This window comes from Pseudomonas sp. WSY_20, assembly GCF_043104335.1.
Classification (GTDB): domain Bacteria; phylum Pseudomonadota; class Gammaproteobacteria; order Pseudomonadales; family Pseudomonadaceae; genus Aquipseudomonas; species Aquipseudomonas parafulva_B.
In genome coordinates this window covers 25342-43172 of record NZ_JBICKP010000054.1, presented here as the reverse complement: position 1 = coordinate 43172, position 17831 = coordinate 25342, and the positions used below count along the sequence as shown (strand labels likewise).

The window sequence follows — 17831 nt, the reverse complement described above, 5'->3', positions numbered from 1 at the left end:
CGCTAATGCTTGCGCCTGAAAAAATCGTATTTGCTGGTTTGTCTGCTTTCGCGCAGGATGCACGACAAAATACATCGGACCAGGCTGTTAAAAGGCGCGCTTACAAGTGAAAATCATTTCCATTGAATGCGTCGGCCTGTTCATCGGTCTACGTTGCATCGTCGAGCCTTAAGGAGCCGTCTTGTCCGCGCCTGTCGAACCTATGCGTTTGCTGCTGTTGGCCAGTGAGCCCGAGTGGGCGGCCTTGCTGCACGCGTGCATGCCTGCCTTGAAGGGCGCGGCCGTACTGCTCACGGCACCCGACTGGGATGCCGTCGACAGTCTGTTCAGCCGCGACCGGCAGGCCGTGGTGCTGACCACGCCGGCGTTGCAGCCAGCACCCGGTCGTTGTGACCTGCCGACCATCCTGCTGTTGCACAGCGAGCCAGAGGCGGCGCCCAGCGGCGTCAGCGACTGGCTGGTGAGCGACCAAGTCAATGTCGACAGCCTGCGTCGCTGCCTGCGTCACGTGCGTGAGCGAGGTGTACTGGTAGCCACCCTGCAACGCTTGGCCGAGCAAGACCCTTTGACCGGCATCGCCAACCGCCAGGGCTTCCAGGCCTTGCTGGCCACGCGCCTGGCCGACCATGACGGGCGCGGCGTCGCCCTGGGGCATCTGGACCTGGACAACTTTCGCCATGTCAATGACGCCCTGGGGCACCAGAGTGGGGATCACCTCATTCTGCAGGTGGTGCTACGTCTGAAGCATCAACTCGAAGCAGGCGACCAGCTGGCACGCCTGGGCAGTGACGAGTTCGCCTTGCTGATCGACACCCGCCGCGACCCAGGGCGTGCCGAGTGGATGGCCGAGCGCATCGTCGAGGCATTGGCCGAGCCCTACTGGGTCGATGGCGAAAGCCTGCTGCTCGGCTGCAGCCTGGGCCTGGCCCACGCGCGCGCCCAGAGTGGCGCCGACCCGCTGATGTGGCATGCGCACATCGCCATGCGTCAGGCCAAGGCCACCCAGGGCTGTACCTTCCATGTCTTCAACGAGCGCATCAATCGCCACGCACGCAGCCTGGCCGATCTCGAAAGCGAGCTGCGCCGGGCCTTGCGCCGTGACGAGCTGGAACTTCACTATCAGCCGCGCTTGAACCTGGCTGATGGGCGGATCGTCGGTCTCGAAGCGCTGGTGCGCTGGCGCCACGCCGAACGGGGCTTGCTGCCGCCCAGTGAGTTCGTGCCATTGGCCGAGCAAAGCGGGCTGATCGTGCCGCTGGGTTACTGGGTCATCGCCCGTGCCCTGCGCGACATGCAGGCCCTGAACACACAGGGGCTTGCGCCGTTGCACATGGCGGTCAACCTCAGTTTCCGGCAGTTTCAGGACAGCCAGTTGCTGGCAACCTTGAGCCGGCTGATCGCCGAGTACGGTGTCGATGCCCACTGGCTGGAATTCGAGCTGACCGAAACGGCCGTGATGCGGCGCAATGAGCGGGTGCGTCAGACCATGGATGCACTGGGGCGCCTGGGCGTGCGCTTCTCGCTGGACGACTTTGGCACAGGGTTCTCTTCGTTCGTGCACCTCAACAGCCTGCCGATCACCTTGCTCAAGGTGGACCGCAGTTTCGTTGCGCAGATGGATATGCGCGAAGAGAACCGCAAGCTGGTGCACGCCATGATCAACCTGGCCCACAATCTCAACCTCGAAGTGGTGGCCGAGGGCGTCGAAAGCGAAGCGCAATTGGCCTTGCTGCGCGGGTTTGGCTGCAACCAGATACAGGGTTTCCTGGTCAGCAAGCCCCTGCCGGTAAACGCGCTGATCCCGTTCCTGCTGCAGTCGTCACACCGCCAAGTGGGGGTTGCAGGCTAGCTGTCCGCCCCTCTGGCCAATCGGCAAAGCCACCTCAATGGGTTGAAATCAGGCAGATGTGGCCGTTGCGGCGCGTGTTCCGGCGTGGCGCAACAGCCGCCGCATCCGCCATTCGAAGCCGAAGGTCAGCGCCACCGAGGCGCACGCCAGCCCCAAGGCCAGCCCCCACCAGACGCCCACCGCGCCCCCGCCAAAGACGAAAGTGAACAACCAGGCGCTGGGTGCCCCGATGAGCCAGTAGCACACCAGCCCGATCAGGAACGTAGTCTTGGCGTCTTTCAGTCCACGAATAGAGCCCATGGCGATGGTCTGCACGCCATCGAACAGCTCGAACCAGGCGGCTACCATCAGCAGCTGGACCGCCAGCTGGAAGATGGCGGCAAATGCCGGGTCGGCCCTGTCGATAAACAGCCCTACCAATGCGTCTGGCAGCAACCAGAACAGCGCAGCGAAGGCGAACATCAGCATGGCCCCGAAGCCGATCCCCACCCGGCCAGCGCTGCGCGCGGCGAGCAAGTTGCCCGCACCGTAGTAATGGCCTACGCGCATGGTCACGGCATAGGACAGGCCAGTGGGCACCATGAAGGCGGTCGACACGATCTGCAGGGCGATTTGGTGCGCGCCCAACTCGGTACTGCCCAGTACGCCCATGCACAGCGCCGCAAAAGCGAACAGCCCTACTTCCACCATGTAGGTGCCGCCGATCGGCAGGCCCAGCCGCCACAGCTCGCCCAACGCTGGCAGCGATGGCCGCGACAGGCCCTTGCGCAGCGGGTAGGCGGCATAAGCCGGGTGCCAGCGGATGTACAGCGCCAGGGCAATGGCCATGCCCATCGAGACCACCGCAGTGACCAGGCCGATGCCCATCAGACCAAGCTTGGGCAGGCCGAACATGCCTTCGATCAGCGCAACGTTCAGCAAGTAGTTGAGTACGGTGCCTACCAGGCTGATGACCATCACCGGCGTAGAGCGGCCCAGGGCGCTAGTGAAGCCACGCAAGGCCATGAAGGTCAGGTAGCCCGGCAACGCCAGCGGCAGCAGGGTGAGAAACTCGGCCGCCGAGGCGACGTTGTCAGGCTGCTGCCCGAAAAGCAGCAGCACAGGTTCGAGGTTCCACAGCACCAGCGCCGCGAACAAGGCCAGGCCCCAGGCCAGCCACAAGCCGCTTTGCGCCAGCCGTGTGGCGCCCTCGATGTCATTGGCGCCTCGGCGGAAGGCTACCAGGGTGCCGACCGCCGCGATGACGCCCAGGCAGAAGATGGACACGAACGAATAGCCCGCCGCGCCCAACCCGCCACCGGCCAAGGCCTGCGGGCTGATGCGTGCCATCATCAGGGTGTCGGTCAGTACCATGAGCATGTGCGCCAGCTGCGAGGCGATCAGCGGGCCTGCCAAACGCAGTAATGCCTTGAGCTCGTGGGTAGGTGCGACGTGCATGGATGTGATCCTTGGCGAAGACGGTGGCTGACGAAGGGCGATTCTGAAGCTTGGGTCAGCTTTTAACAAAAGGATAAATGCGATCATTGGCATGAGTTTTAATCATGGCGATATTATGCGCAGGTCGCCGTATCTCCGCCGAACAAGGAACCTCATGACCCGCAAGTTACCGCCCTTGTATGCGCTGCGTGCATTCGAAGCTACGGCGAGGTTGAACTCATTCACCCGTGCTGGCGAAGCGTTGTCCATTACCCAAAGCGCGGTCAGCCGGCACATTCGCACGCTGGAGGATCACTTTGCCTGCCGACTGTTCGTGCGCAGTGGCCGCAGCCTGCAACTGACCGAAGCTGCACGGGTACTGCTACCGGGTGTGCGCGAAGGCTTTGCCGCGCTTGAGCGTGCTTGTGACACGTTGCGCGGTGAAGACGAGATGCTGCGCATGAAGGCGCCGTCCACCCTGACCATGCGTTGGTTGCTGGCCCGGCTGAGCCGCTTCCGTCGGCTGCAACCTGGCAATGAAGTGCAACTGACCAGTGCCTGGATGGACGTCGACCATGTGGACTTCAACCAGGAACCTTTCGATTGCGCGGTGCTGCTGGGCGATGGGGTGTTCCCGGCGGAGTGGGAGGTACGCAAGCTGTTCCCCGAACTGCTGGTGCCGGTGGGTGCACCAGGGCTGTTGGATGACGGGCCCTGGACCGCGGCGCGCCTTGCGAGTAGCGAACTGCTGCACCCTACAATGGACAAGCGTGACTGGCGGGTATGGCTGGAGCGCCTGGGCCTGAGTAGCAGGGTTTCGCTCAAGGGCGGGCAGGTGTTCGACACGTTGGAACTGGGCATGATTGCAGCGGCCCGAGGCTACGGTGTTTCAATTGGTGACCTGATGATGGTGGCCGAAGATGTGGCGCAGGGGCGCATGAGCCTGCCATGGCCGACAGCAGTCCCCAGCGGCATGGACTACTACCTGGTATGGCCGCGGACCCGGCCGGGCGGCGAGCGCCTGCGCCGCCTCAGTGCCTTCCTGCAAGCCGAGGTGAATGCCATGGCGCTACCCGAGGTGGTGATCCTGCCAGCCCTTTGACTGCGAGCGCTATATCCCGGTCCGGCACTCAAGTATTCAGCGCCGACGCCGATCAAATGGCACCAGCGTCCCGGAAGAGGGCGCGCTTCCCGTCAAATAAAAGCGGGCGGTCAGCGCGATCAGGATGATCCCGGCCTCTTGCCAGGAGCTTGCCCATGCCTCAACCGCGTGCCCGGATTGCCTCGCAACTCGGTATCGCCCTCGCCATCGTGCTGGCGCTGGTGATTTCCGGCAGTACCCTTTTTGCCCTGCGTTCACTGGACGATGCCAACCTCGCTACGCGCCAGGCCCACCTGGCCAGTGAGGCGCGCTTGCTGGCCGACCAGCTTGACACGTTCCACGGCTCGCTCAAGGACAATACCCAGCGCTTGAGCGGCTTGTTCGAGCGACGCTTCGCCTCAGGGCTGTCGCTGCATGCAGGGCAGACCGTGCAGGTCGCAGGGTACGCAACGCCGGCCCTGTACCTGGGCGATCAGTTATTGAACAACGACTTCCAGCAAGTGGACGACTTCCAGCAGATGACTGCCGGTATCGCCACGGTGTTCGTGCGCAGTGGCGACGATTTCGTGCGCATCAGCACCAATTTGAAGAAACAGGACGGCAGCCGCGCCATCGGTACCCAGCTCGACCGCCAGCACCCCGCTTACGCCAAGTTACTGGCCGGGCAGATGTACGTTGGCCGTGCCGTGTTGTTCGACCGCAACTACATGACGCGCTATGTGCCGATGACCGACGGTAATGGCCGGGTGATTGCGGTGCTGTTCGTGGGTTTCGATTACACCGATGCGCAGAACGCCCAGTTCGCCAACCTCAAACGCTTGCGCATTGGCCAAACCGGTTCGTTGGCACTGCAGGATGAAAAGGGCCAGTGGCTGGTGCCGCCGGCCAATGCCGAGCAGCCGCTGTACAGCGCGACGGCGCCCTTCGCCGAAGGGCCTTGGACGGTGGTAGCGAGCATGCCCCTGGCGGAGATCCGCGAGGTAACCCGGAGCGTGGGGCTGCGCCTTGCCGTCGGCAGCGTGCTGGCCATGCTCATGGCCGTGGCTGCCACGCTCTGGTTGCTCAGGCGTAAGCTGCGCCCGCTGGATGATCTGGTACGGCAAGCACAAGCGCTCGGAGCGGGTGACCTGAACGCACGGCTGAACGTGACCAGCCACGATGAAATCGGACAGTTGGCGCGCAGCTTCAACACGATGGGTGAAGCCCTCTCGAACATGGTCGAGCACATCCGCAGTGCCTCCGAACAGGTCAGTACCCGCGCCCGCTCGCTGTCAGGCCTGTCGGCTGGCGCCTGTGTGGGCATGGACCAGCAATCAGGCGAAATCACCAGCATGGCGGGCGCGGTGGAAGAGTTCAGCGCCACGTCCATGAACATCGCCGACAACATGGCTGGCACCGAGCGCATGGCCCGCGACAATGCCCAGCAGACCCGCGTGGGTCGCGGCGCCATGGAAGAAGCATCGCACTCGCTCAAGCAGATTGCCGATGCCCTGGGTGACACAGCCACGGTCGTGAACAGCCTGGGTGCACGTTCGCAAGAGATCGGCAGCATCATAAGTGTCATCACCGCCATCGCTGAGCAGACCAATCTGTTGGCTTTGAATGCTGCCATCGAAGCGGCCCGTGCCGGTGAGCAGGGGCGTGGCTTTGCAGTGGTGGCTGACGAGGTGCGTGGGCTGGCAGCGCGAACCCGACAGGCCACCGATGAGATATCCGGCATGATCACCAGCATCCAGCAGCAGACCTGGCATGCCATCACCACGCTGGAGCAGAGTAACCAGCTGATGCAGGACGGCCTGGAGCGCAATGGCAAGGTCGCGCAGGCACTTGCCCGCATCGACGAACAAAGCCGTGCGGCGGGTGAGCAGTTTGCCGTGATCAGTATGGCGACCCAGGAGCAGAGCAGCACAGCGACCGTGCTGAGCCGCAATTTGCAGAGCATCGCCCAGGCCAACGGTGAGCAGCGCGAGGTGGCCAACGAGCTGGCATTAACAGCGCGGGAGCTGGAAGGGTTGGCAGCGCAGTTGCGTCAGGAAGTGGACCGTTTCCGCTGACACGGTGGGGCACCCAAGTGCCCCTTCAACGTGTCGCTTTACAGCGATACCAGGTTCAGTGCCTGCGCGCACGCCTGCAGCGAGCGGCGCTCGCTTTGCGCATAGAGCGCCAGTTCATCCTGCACCTGCAGCCCCAGCGCCGCTTCGAAGGCCGCGCGGTTGGCGTTGCTGCCGTACTCGGCCCGGGCATCGTCGCCCAGGTTGGACTGGAAGATCCCTGCGGCGCTTACCGGCAAGAAATCTTCGTACACCAGTGCCTCGAAATGCACGTGGTCTGCGTCGATTAGCCCCTGCAGGGTAGTTGGCCTGCCTTGTTCACCGCGCGCGGCCAAGCCTTTCTCGGTCGCGAAGTAGCGAAAATACGCCAGGCCTTGCTCACGCATCTGCACCAGGTCGTCCGGGAAGGCGGCGAAGGCGTCTGTGAGCATCGCCATGTACTGTGCGGCATTGGCTTCGGCGGGTGCACCACCCAATGCAAGGCGAGTCCTGTCGAGCAGCTTGTCATAGAGCTGGCGCCCCTTCGGCGTCAGCGCCGCGCCACGTTGCTCGATTTCCCCAAAGCGCGCGGTGTGGCTGCCTTCGCTACCGTGCTGACCGCAGAACACGACCTTTTCCTGCAAGGCCTTGAAGCTGGTCTGGCGCAGTAGAATGGGGTGGCGGCGGGGAGGGGGGCCTTCGACCACGGCCTTGGGCGTGATGCCCTTGGCCGGCATGCCGAGCTGGATGGCATCAATATCCAGGGTGCGCGGAGTGAGGTGATTGATGTGCGGGCCCTTGAACGCGACAACATCGGCAAGCAGGCGGTGCTGGTCGTGCAGCTGCTGGTACTGCTCGGCGGTGACGGTAGCGTCGCGGTGCCAGCGGAAGGTGTGCAGGGCTTCCTGTACGAAAGTCTGGGCATCTGCGGTATTCAAGCCGCCATCGCGTTCGCGCTGCTCGATCAGATGGAGTACGCGAGGGGTGAAGATCTGGCGTTTGGCCAGGATATCCTTGGCCATTTCCCGCAACTGCAGGTTGTCGATCAGCTCCAAGCGCAACAGCGAGGTGAAGACACGGAACGGGCTGACGTGCAGCGACTGCTCATGCACGGCACGGAACGCGGTGGAGTGCACCGGGACCCCAGCACTGCTGAGGTCGTAGTAGCCCACTGGCTGCATGCCCATGACCGCAAAAAGTCGCGCGATGGTCGCCAGCTCCTCGGCCGTACCCACGCGGATGGCACCATGGCGTTCATGGCCCAGCCGCTCAAGTTCCCCTGTCCAGCGCAGCGCCTGCGCCACTTCTGGTTGCTCGGCCATCACCTGCTGGTTGATTTCGCTCACCAGCGCCAGCAGCTTGCCGTACAACGGCACTTCCTGTTTGTACATGAGCGACATGGCGGCAGAAAACTGCGCACGGATGCTGTCGGGGCTGACGAAATCATGGGCGGGCATCGCTGGATTCCTGGTTAATGGCTGACCCTTACATGAAAGCGGGGAATGCACCCGGGCCACAAGCGAAAAAAAGTAGGCGTGTCATTCCTTTTTTGATCGACCTAGACAGGCGTAGGGTGCTCCTCCTGTCGAGGGCTTCATGCCTGCAGCTGCTCACCGATCCAATCCACCAGCGCCCGCACCTTGGGCACTTCCGCGGCATGTTCGGCATACGCCAGGTAGTGCGCGCCGGCACTGCGCATTGCATGATTCCAGGGCACGACCAGGCTGCCCTCGGCCAGCTCCTTCGCCACCAGGTAGCGCGGCACTAGCGCCACCCCGCAACCGGCCTGGGCAGCGCTCAGGGCCATGTAGAACGTGTCGAAGCGCGGGCCGTGGTACGCGCTGACGCTTTGCAGGCCCTGCTCCAGGAACCATTCGTGCCAGGCTTCTGGCCGTGAAGTGCTTTGCAGCAACACCAGGTCGGTCAATGCCTCGGCACTCGGCAGGTCACGGCCTGCCAGCAGCTCTGGCGAACACACCGGCACGACTTCTTCACCGAACAGCTCGATGCAGCTGGCCCCCGGCCACGTGCCCTGGCCGTAGAAGAACACGACGTCGGCCGAGCCTTGCAACAGTGAAAAGGGCTCCATTTCGTTGCGGATGTCCAAGTGAATGTTGCTGTGCCGCCGGCCGAAGCCCTTGAGGTGGGGGATCAGCCAGCGCACGCCGAAGCTTGGCTGCGTCGCGACCTTCAGGATCTCGGTCTGCTCCCCGTACGTCAGCACGTAGCGGCTGGACATATCGACCTGCGTGAGGATCTTGTTCACCTCGGCCAGATAGAGGCTGCCGGCTGGCGTGAGCTGTAAACGTCGGCGAATGCGCAGGAAAAGGTGGTGACGCAACAGGTCTTCGAGCTGCGCCACCTGCTTGCTGACCGCACTTTGGGTCAAATGCAGCTCTTCGGCGGCTCGGGTGAAGCTCAAGTGGCGGGCTGCAGCTTCAAAGCACTGCAGGGCGGTCATGGACGGCACCAGACGTTTTGACATAGCGTTCTCACGGGCTCAAATCATTACCTGACGGAATGATATGCGGAATAAAGGTCGTTTGTTGCGCTTAACTGATCGGATTAATACTGATCCACATCATATCCAACCTGTCTACCCATGTAGGAGAACACCAATGGTTGCTGGATTGCTCGAGCGCCTGGGCGTTGCTGCCCAGGCTTACACCCAAGGCGATTACGCTGTACACACGCCAATCGACGGCAGCCAGATCGCTTCGGTGACGCTGCTCGGTCAAGCCGAGACCACCGCGCGTATCGAGCAGGCCCAGCAGGCGTTCGAGGCGTGGCGCAGCGTGCCTGCCCCACGCCGGGGTGAGCTGGTGCGCCTGTTCGGCGAAGTGTTGCGCGAGCACAAGGCAGACCTGGGTGAACTGGTTTCGATCGAAGCAGGCAAGATCACCCAGGAAGGCCTGGGCGAAGTGCAGGAAATGATCGACATCTGCGACTTTGCAGTGGGGCTGTCACGTCAGTTGTACGGCCTGACCATCGCTTCCGAGCGCCCTGGCCACCACATGCGCGAAAGCTGGCACCCGCTGGGTGTGGTCGGTGTGATCAGCGCGTTCAACTTCCCGGTGGCGGTCTGGTCCTGGAACACCGCCCTGGCTCTGGTGGCCGGCAATTCGGTGGTGTGGAAGCCCTCCGAGAAAACGCCATTGACCGCCCTGGCGTGCCAGGCGTTGTTCGACAAGGCGTTGAAAGCCTTCGGTGATGCGCCGGCAGGTCTTGCGCAGTTGGTCATCGGCGGCCGTGAAGCAGGCGAAGCCCTGGTCGATGACCCCCGCGTGGCCCTGGTGAGTGCCACCGGCAGCACGCGCATGGGCCGTGAAGTCGGGCCGCGTGTAGCGGCACGCTTTGGCCGCAGCATCCTGGAACTTGGCGGCAACAATGCAATGATCCTGGCACCTAGCGCCGACCTGGACCTGGCCGTGCGGGGCATTATCTTCTCGGCAGTCGGCACTGCCGGGCAGCGCTGTACCACGCTGCGCCGCCTCATCGTGCACCGTTCGATCAAGGATGAAGTACTGGCTCGGGTCAAAGCCGCCTACGGCAAGGTGCGCATTGGTGACCCGCGCAAGGACAACCTGGTTGGGCCCCTGATCGACAAGGCCTCGTTCGATGCCATGCAAGGCGCCCTGGCCAAGGCTCGCGACGAAGGCGGCCAAGTGTTCGGGGGTGAGCGCCAGTTGGCCGACCAATATCCCAATGCCTATTACGTATCGCCTGCCATTGCCGAAATGCCTGGGCAAAGCGAGGTGGTGCGCCATGAAACGTTCGCGCCGATTCTCTATGTGCTGGCCTACGATGACTTCGACGAAGCCTTGCGCCTGAACAACGAGGTCCCCCAGGGCTTATCGTCCTGCATCTTCACCACTGACCTGCGCGAGGCTGAGCGTTTCCAGAGCGCGGCTGGCAGTGATTGCGGTATTGCCAACGTCAACATTGGCACCAGCGGTGCTGAAATCGGCGGGGCGTTCGGGGGTGAGAAGGAGACCGGTGGTGGCCGTGAATCCGGTTCCGATGCCTGGAAAGGCTACATGCGCCGTCAGACCAATACCGTGAACTACTCCCGTGAGTTGCCACTGGCGCAGGGCATCGTGTTCGACTGACTAGCGTGATTGTGTAGAACCAGGGGCACGCCCCTTGGTGGGCGACCAAGCCCGCCTCCATCGGGATCGGTGCATATGCCTCGATGCCTGGGGACGCGGGCTTGGCTGCGAAAGGCCGCACGGCGGTCTCGAACAAGAATAAATTGCGGGAGCCGGGCCATGTCCGAACTGCGTCAAGAATGCTTGTGGGAATGCGTCACCGTGCCAAGCGTGACCGTCCAGGCCCTGGCGGGGGAACACCACGCCGATGTCTGCGTGATCGGCGGCGGCATTACCGGGTTGTCAGCGGCCATTCACCTGCTCGAGCAGGGTAAGTCGGTGATCGTGCTGGAGGCCTGGAAGGTGGGCCACGGCGGCTCTGGCCGCAACGTCGGGCTGGTCAATGCCGGTACGTGGATTCGCCCGGACGACGTTGAAGCCACCCTGGGCCAGAAGCAAGGCAGCCGGTTGAATACGGTGCTGGGGCAGGCCCCGGCCGATGTGTTCGCCATGATCGAACGCCTGGGCATCGACTGTCAGGCACGGCACCAGGGCACCCTGCACATGGCACATAACGCCACCGGCATCGCCGATCTGCAGGCCCGCCACGAGCAGTGGCGACGGCGCGGTGCCGATGTCGAGCTGCTGACCGGCGCACAGTGCCAGGAATATTGCGGTACCGACAAGATCGCCGCCGCCTTGCTCGACCGCCGTGCCGGCACCATCAACCCGATGGGCTACACCCAGGGCCTGGCAGCTGCCGTGGTGCGCCTGGGCGGCAAGCTGTTCCAACAGTCCGCAGTTCAGGGCCTGACGCGCGAGGGTGACGGCTGGCGTGTGCAGACCGCACGCGGTTCGGTTCGCGCCGAGAAGGTGGTGATCTCCACGGGCGCCTACACCGAAGGGGACTGGAGCAACCTGCAAAAGCAGTTCTTCAAAGGCTACTACTACCAGGTCGCCTCCAAGCCATTGCAGGGCGCGCAGGCCGACAAGATACTCCCTCACGGCCAAGGCTCCTGGGATACCCGCACCGTGCTCAGCAGTATTCGCCGCGATGACCAGGGCCGTTTGCTGCTCGGCAGCCTGGGCCGGGTCGACAACAAGCCCGCGTGGTTCGTGCGCAGTTGGGCCGACCGTATCCAGCGTCACTACTATCCTGCGCTTGGCAAGGTCGAATGGGACATGCATTGGACCGGCTGCATCGACTTTACGCCCGACCACCTGATGCGTTTGTTCGAACCCGCCCCTGGGTTGGTGGCGGTCACCGGCTACAACGGGCGTGGCAATACGACCGGCACCGTCATTGGCCGGGCGTTCGCCGAGTTTCTGTCAGAAGGGGAAGCAGCCAGCCTGCCGATACCGTTCTCGACCATGAAAGGCGTGAGCGCGACGTCACTGCGCACGGCGTTCTATGAGTCCGGATTCTCGCTGTATCACGCCGGCCAGTGCCTGCGTGTGGTGCTGTGAGGCAACGCCCCACACCGGCAGGTGACGCGTCATTTGTGCAGCCAGCTCAAGAAACCGCCTTTCCTGATGGAAACAGGCTTGTGCAAGAGTAGCGATTCGCGACCCTGACGCCGGACGCGTTGCAGTTTGCTCAAGGCGGTCTGCACATCGCCATGTTGCTGCAGATACGCTTTGACCCGTTGCTTGTCGATGCGATACAGCAGGCAACTGGTCAAGGTTCTGAACTCCACCAGCGAGTCGTCTTCATCAACGAGCCCGTCGATGCCCAGTACTTCACCTGGGCCCATGCGTCCGGCCTCCAGGCGCTTGCCATCCTCCAGCACCGCCGCCGATACGACGCCTCGCCCTATGATCAGCACGTGCTCGGACTGCTTGCCCACCTCCAGAATCGTCGTATCAGCCAGGTACTCGACGGCGGTCATGTGCTGGCTCAGTGTGTCACGCTCTTCATCACTCAGGGCGCGGAACACCCGTACCTCGTCCAGCACCTCCCGTTGACGACTGCGCGGCGGCATCGTCAGGTCCTGGTTCCAGAGCACCCCGTTCGCTTCCAGGTGCCGGTGGGCCAGGTCGAACAACTGGTTGCGCGTAGCGTTCTTGCCACTCATGTCGGCGATGAAACCGCTGGCTTCGTATTCCACCGAATCGAGCGTCGAGGTTTTCACGGCCACCTTGGAGGCGGGTGCGGAAAGAATCGCACGGGTACCGCGCAGCGCCTTTTCCAGCGCATCGAACACCTTGCCAGGGCGCACGCTGGCAGGCACGACCACGCTGATCGACACCCCATGCACATCAGCCGGACGGCTATGGTTGAGTAAGCGGGCCTTGGCAGCCACGGAGTTCGGGATGACCGCCAGGCTGCCGCTACTGGTGAGCAGGCGGGTAGCGCGCCAGTCGATGTCCAGCACCTTGCCCTCCGTGCCATCGATGGAAATGGCGTCACCAATCTGATAGGGCCGCGTGGTGTTGAGCACGATGCCGCTGAACACGTCCGCCAGGGTGCTCTGCAAGGCCAGGCCGATAACGATGGCCATCACCCCCGAGGTGGCCAGCAGCCCCTTGACGGGCAATTGCAGTACATAGCCGGCCGCCGCCACCACGGCAGCGATGAAGATCAATGCGCCGAGCACATCCTGCAGCAAGCGTCCACCGTGGCTGCCGCGCGCCACCAACAACAGGCCGAAAACCACCGTGACGGTGCGCGCGCCAAACAGCCACCAGGCGATGGCAAGCACGGTGGCCAGCAAGTTGCGGGCAACGTCGTCGACCCAAGGGGCGGGCTGCAGCGGGCTCATACCCGCAGCCACCAGCACCAGGCTGAAAAGCAGGAACAGGGTCAGCCGCGTGGCTATTCGCCAGGCATGGCGCTGGGCCGGAATCAGGTGCCAAACGATCAGGTCAAGCAGCAACAGGGTGGTACCGAGCAGCAGTGGGGACGACTGGATGAACGCCAGCATGGTGGTCTCGGGGCAGGGATGGGCTGCGGGTAGTAATAGAGCAGGTTCATGCAGGAGGCAATGGGCACGGCGCTGCAGTTAATGGCGCTGAACCATCGTTCACAAAATAGAACGCTAAAGCCAAAAATCACTATCTACCGCCTAAAACTGGATGGTTTTAATCTTCTCCCATCAACGCGAAACACCCCACCTACTGCAAATCACGACTACTGGAGCAACCGCCATGACTCAATTCAAATACAACCGCCTGAACAAAGACGACGCTGCCGTTCTGCTGGTCGATCACCAGGCTGGGCTGCTGTCGCTGGTGCGCGATATCGAGCCCGACACCTTCAAGAACAATGTGCTGGCCCTGGCGGACCTGGCCAAGTTCTTCAACCTGCCGACCATCCTGACCACCAGCTTCGAGCAAGGCCCCAACGGCCCACTGGTGCCAGAGCTCAAGGCCCTGTTCCCGGACGCGCCTTACATCGCACGTCCTGGCCAGATCAACGCCTGGGACAACGAAGACTTCGTCAAGGCGGTGAAGGCCACTGGCAAGAAGCAACTGATCATCGCAGGTGTGGTCACCGAAGTGTGCGTGGCCTTCCCGGCCCTGGCCGCCCTGGAAGAGGCGTTCGAGGTGTTCGTGGTGACCGACGCGTCCGGCACTTTCAATGCCATGACCCGCGATGCCGCCCACGACCGCATGAGCCGTGCTGGCGCCCAGCTGATGACCTGGTTCGGCGTAGCCTGCGAACTGCACCGCGACTGGCGCAACGACGTCGAGGGCTTGGCCGCGCTGTGCTCCAACCATATCCCTGACTACCGCAACCTGATGACCAGCTACAACGCTTTCAACGCCAGCAAGTAACCCCACCGCCGCGGGCACCCCGGCCGGTGCCCGCAGGGCCGCACACCTCGATAACGTTCAGCCCGTCCCCTGTTGCCCAGCGGATGCGGGCAGGCTCAGCCCAAGGAATGCAGATGAACACCGCCGCCCAAGACAACCGCAATGTGGTTACCCTGGTGATCCAGCACAAGGTCCGCGCCGCGTCACTGAACGACTACGAAGTGTGGCTCAAGCACGCGGTAGGCACCGCCCGCCGCCAGGCGGGGCACCTGGACGTCAATGTCATTCGACCCGACCAGGGCGGTCTACACTTCACCACCGTGGTCCGGTTCGCCAATACCGACTTGTTGCAGGCGTGGGTCAATTCGGCAGAACGCCAGGCGATGATCCGGGACGTGCTGCCGCTGCTCGACGGTGGCGACAGCCCTCAGGTCCATGAGGACCCGGAATTCTGGTTCACCCCACCCGGCACCGGCGCCGTACCACCGCCGCGTTGGAAACAGGCAGTGCTGACGTACCTGGTGATCTGCCCGATGACGTTCCTGGTCCCGCACCTGCTGGTTCCGCTCTTCGAACGTTTTCCACAGCTGGCTGGGCCGGTCAGAGGCACCCTGATCGGTAACCTGTTCGTCATCCTGCCTGTGGTGTTCTACATCATGCCCTGGGTCACCCGCCGTTGCGCCCATTGGCTGCGCGGCTGAACAAGCCCTTTTCCACGTACCGCTAGGAGATACCGATATGAGCACGTTCCAAACGCGTGATGGCACCTCGATCTATTTCAAGGACTGGGGTACTGGCAAGCCGGTGCTGTTCAGCCATGGCTGGCCGCTGGATGCCGACATGTGGGACACGCAGATGGAGTACCTGGCCAGCCGCGGCTACCGGGCCATCGCCTTCGACCGCCGTGGCTTTGGTCGGTCGAGCCAGCCGTGGACCGGCTACGACTATGACACCTTCGCCGATGACATCGCGCAACTGATCGAGCACCTGGACCTGCATGAGGTCACCCTGGTGGGCTTTTCGATGGGAGGCGGTGATGTCAGCCGCTATATCGGTCGCCACGGTACCGGGCGGGTGGCCGGTCTGGTGCTGCTGGGAGCTGTGACGCCTGTGTTCGGCAAGCGCCCAGATAATCCGGACGGGGTGGATCTGTCGGTGTTCGAAGGGATCGAGGCCGGGTTGCGGGCCGACCGCGCTCAGTTCATCGCCGACTTCGCTGCCCCGTTTTACGGGCTTAAGCAGGGCCAGCAGGTGTCCCAAGGCGTACAGACGCAGACCTTGAACATCGCGCTGCTGGCCTCGCTCAAGGCGACGTTGGACTGCGTGACGGCATTTTCGCAAACCGATTTCCGTCAGGACCTGACCCAGGTCGATGTGCCGACCTTGGTGATTCACGGCGATGCCGACCAGGTCGTGCCTTTCGAGACCACCGGCAAGCGCGCGGCGCAGCTGATCGCCGGCGCCGAGCTGAAAGTGTATGCCGGTGCGCCGCATGGGTTTGCTGTGACCCATGCGCAACAACTGAACGAAGACCTGCTGGCGTTTCTCCAGCGTTGAGCCAGACGGGCAGGCGGCGTCGCCACGCCGCCGCTGCGCCTGACGTATGAATTTGCTACCCATTCCAAGGAGGCCCCATGGGCGCTGATCTGATTCTGTTCAACGGCAAGCTGCACACCGTCGACCGCGAGAACCCCAACGCCACCGCCGTAGCCATCAAGGACGGTCGTTTCATCGCCGTGGGCAGCGATGCCGAGGCCATGGCCCACAAAGCAACGGCCACCCAGCTTGTGGACCTGCGCCAGCGCACCGTCATTCCCGGGCTCAACGACTCGCACCTGCACCTGATCCGCGGGGGCCTCAACTACAACCTGGAGCTGCGTTGGGAAGGGGTTCCGTCGGTGGCCGATGCCCTGCGCATGCTCAAGGACCAAGCCGCACGTACGCCGACCCCGCAATGGGTCAGGGTGGTGGGTGGCTGGAACGAGTTCCAGTTCGCCGAAAAACGCATGCCCACCCTTGAGGAAATCAACCAGGCTGCGCCTGATACCCCGGTGTTCCTGCTGCACCTGTACGACCGGGCATTACTCAATCGTGCAGCGCTCAAGGCTGTGGGCTATGACAAGACCACGCCCAATCCACCTGGGGGGGAAATCCAGCGTGACAAATTCGGCAACCCGACGGGCATGCTGATCGCGCGGCCGAATGCCATGATTCTCTACGCCACGCTGGCAAAAGGCCCCAAGCTGCCTCTCGAATACCAGGTCAACTCCACACGCCAGTTCATGCGCGAACTGAATCGATTGGGGCTGACCAGTGCCATCGATGCCGGTGGCGGCTACCAGAATTTCCCGGACGATTATTCGGTGATCCAGGAGCTGGCCGACAACGGTCAGCTGACGGTGAGCATCGCCTACAACCTGTTCACCCAGAAGCCCAAGGAAGAGCTGGACGATTTCCGCAAATGGACGGCCAGCGTCAAGTTGCACAGCGGCACCGATTTCCTGCGTCACAACGGTGCAGGCGAAATGCTGGTGTTCTCGGCTGCCGACTTCGAAGACTTCCTGGAACCGCGCCCGGACCTGCCGCAGACCATGGAGCAGGAACTGGAGCCGGTGGTGCGACACCTGGTCGAGCAACGCTGGCCGTTCCGCCTGCACGCGACCTATGACGAGTCGATCACGCGCATGCTCGATGTGTTCGAGAAGGTCAACCGCGACGTACCGTTCAATGGCTTGCCGTGGTTCTTCGACCATGCCGAAACCATCACGCCCCGCAACATCGAGCGGGTACGCGCCTTGGGTGGCGGCATTGCCATTCAGGACCGCATGGCCTTCCAGGGCGAGTATTTCGTCGACCGCTATGGCGCCCAAGCGGCGCAGCAGACGCCGCCGATCAAGCGCATGCTGGAGATGGGTGTGCCAGTAGGGGCGGGTACCGATGCGACCCGCGTGTCCAGCTACAACCCGTGGACTTCGCTGTACTGGCTGGTCAGCGGCAAGACCGTTGGCGGCATGGCGCTGTATCCCGAAGGACTGAGCCGGGACACGGCCTTGCAGCTGTTCACCCAGGGCAGTGCCTGGTTCTCCAGTGAGCAGGGCAAGAAGGGGCAGATCAAGGTCGGTCAGCTCGCCGACCTGGCGGCGCTGTCGCTGGATTTCTTCTCGGTGGAGGAAGAGGCGATCAAGGGTATCGAGTCGGTGCTCACCGTGGTGGACGGCAAGGTCGTGTACGGCGCCGCCGAGTTCGACACGTTAGGGCCACCCCAGGTGCCGGTGTTGCCTGAGTGGTCACCGGTCGCCAAGGTGCCGGGCCACTGGCGCGTGGGCACCCCCTCGCTGGTCGGCATGGCACACCAGTGCTCGGGCCCGTGCGGTGTCCACGCCCACAGCCATGATAAGGCCCGGCATTCCAGCGTGCCGGTCAATGACTTCCAGGGGTTCTGGGGCGCGCTGGGTTGCTCGTGCTTTGCGTTCTAGGCCCGATTCTGAGGGCTGTGCGGCAGCCCCAGCATTTCAGATGCAACGCGCTAGGTTTTGAACGGCTTAGCGTCCCAGGCGACATTCCGATAGACAGGTTGTGGGCCAAAGCAC

Annotated in this window: 13 protein-coding genes and 1 pseudogene; 10 read left to right on the top strand and 4 right to left on the bottom strand. The window is 63.1% G+C overall.

Going from position 1 to position 17831, the window contains the following annotated elements; translation table 11 throughout:
• The first annotated feature begins 181 nt into the window (after positions 1-181).
• Positions 182-1849: a bifunctional diguanylate cyclase/phosphodiesterase gene (locus ACF8E5_RS13395; RefSeq protein WP_197844309.1), complete on the top strand. Its 1668-nt coding sequence runs from the start codon at positions 182-184 to the stop codon at positions 1847-1849.
• A gap of 48 nt (positions 1850-1897) precedes the next feature.
• Here ACF8E5_RS13395 and ACF8E5_RS13390 read toward each other — a convergent pair whose 3' ends face one another.
• The gene (locus ACF8E5_RS13390) at positions 1898-3286 is read right to left on the bottom strand and encodes a NorM family multidrug efflux MATE transporter (RefSeq protein ID WP_197844308.1); all 1389 of its coding nucleotides are present in this window, start codon (positions 3284-3286) and stop codon (positions 1898-1900) included.
• A gap of 154 nt (positions 3287-3440) precedes the next feature.
• Between ACF8E5_RS13390 and ACF8E5_RS13385 the strand changes: the two genes are divergently transcribed.
• The 3 genes and pseudogenes from ACF8E5_RS13385 (at position 3441) to ACF8E5_RS13375 (ending at position 6421) form a co-directional block, all read left to right on the top strand.
• Positions 3441-4367 (top strand): LysR substrate-binding domain-containing protein, encoded by a 927-nt coding sequence (locus ACF8E5_RS13385; protein ID WP_058602791.1) that lies wholly within the window; start codon positions 3441-3443, stop codon positions 4365-4367.
• A gap of 155 nt (positions 4368-4522) precedes the next feature.
• Positions 4523-5566 (top strand): annotated as a pseudogene (locus ACF8E5_RS13380) (Cache 3/Cache 2 fusion domain-containing protein); the annotation flags it as partial.
• Positions 5561-6421, top strand: a complete 861-nt coding sequence (locus ACF8E5_RS13375) for a methyl-accepting chemotaxis protein (RefSeq protein ID WP_392475407.1) — start codon at positions 5561-5563, stop codon at positions 6419-6421. The pseudogene ACF8E5_RS13380 and the gene ACF8E5_RS13375, both read left to right, overlap by 6 nt.
• A gap of 38 nt (positions 6422-6459) precedes the next feature.
• Here the strand turns inward: ACF8E5_RS13375 and ACF8E5_RS13370 are convergent, their stop codons facing one another.
• Entirely contained in the window at positions 6460-7854 is a 1395-nt protein-coding gene (locus ACF8E5_RS13370; protein WP_196127304.1) for a VOC family protein, read from the bottom strand.
• A 137-nt stretch (positions 7855-7991) separates the two neighbouring features.
• Positions 7992-8882 carry a LysR family transcriptional regulator gene (locus ACF8E5_RS13365; RefSeq protein WP_058602794.1) on the bottom strand — a complete coding sequence of 297 codons (891 nt, stop codon included), beginning with the start codon at positions 8880-8882 and terminating at the stop codon, positions 7992-7994.
• A 133-nt stretch (positions 8883-9015) separates the two neighbouring features.
• Between ACF8E5_RS13365 and ACF8E5_RS13360 the strand changes: the two genes are divergently transcribed.
• Both ACF8E5_RS13360 and ACF8E5_RS13355 read left to right on the top strand, forming a co-directional pair.
• Positions 9016-10506 (top strand): aldehyde dehydrogenase family protein, encoded by a 1491-nt coding sequence (locus ACF8E5_RS13360; RefSeq protein ID WP_197844306.1) that lies wholly within the window; start codon positions 9016-9018, stop codon positions 10504-10506.
• Positions 10507-10665: 159 nt separating this feature from the next.
• Positions 10666-11952 carry an FAD-binding oxidoreductase gene (locus ACF8E5_RS13355; RefSeq protein ID WP_197844305.1) on the top strand — a complete coding sequence of 429 codons (1287 nt, stop codon included), beginning with the start codon at positions 10666-10668 and terminating at the stop codon, positions 11950-11952.
• A 29-nt stretch (positions 11953-11981) separates the two neighbouring features.
• Here ACF8E5_RS13355 and ACF8E5_RS13350 read toward each other — a convergent pair whose 3' ends face one another.
• The gene (locus ACF8E5_RS13350; RefSeq protein ID WP_058638853.1) at positions 11982-13409 is read right to left on the bottom strand and encodes a mechanosensitive ion channel family protein; all 1428 of its coding nucleotides are present in this window, start codon (positions 13407-13409) and stop codon (positions 11982-11984) included.
• A gap of 223 nt (positions 13410-13632) precedes the next feature.
• Between ACF8E5_RS13350 and ycaC the strand changes: the two genes are divergently transcribed.
• From ycaC to ACF8E5_RS13330, 4 genes are all read left to right on the top strand, one after another.
• A complete protein-coding gene (gene ycaC, locus ACF8E5_RS13345; protein ID WP_023532859.1) occupies positions 13633-14262 on the top strand; it encodes an isochorismate family cysteine hydrolase YcaC in 630 nt (209 codons plus the stop codon).
• A 113-nt stretch (positions 14263-14375) separates the two neighbouring features.
• Complete coding sequence (locus ACF8E5_RS13340) at positions 14376-14942, top strand: antibiotic biosynthesis monooxygenase (protein ID WP_392475392.1); 567 nt, start codon at positions 14376-14378, stop codon at positions 14940-14942.
• A gap of 37 nt (positions 14943-14979) precedes the next feature.
• The gene (locus ACF8E5_RS13335; protein ID WP_392475391.1) at positions 14980-15798 is read left to right on the top strand and encodes an alpha/beta fold hydrolase; all 819 of its coding nucleotides are present in this window, start codon (positions 14980-14982) and stop codon (positions 15796-15798) included.
• A 77-nt stretch (positions 15799-15875) separates the two neighbouring features.
• The gene (locus tag ACF8E5_RS13330) at positions 15876-17717 is read left to right on the top strand and encodes an amidohydrolase (RefSeq protein WP_392475390.1); all 1842 of its coding nucleotides are present in this window, start codon (positions 15876-15878) and stop codon (positions 17715-17717) included.
• Positions 17718-17831: the final 114 nt, after the last annotated feature.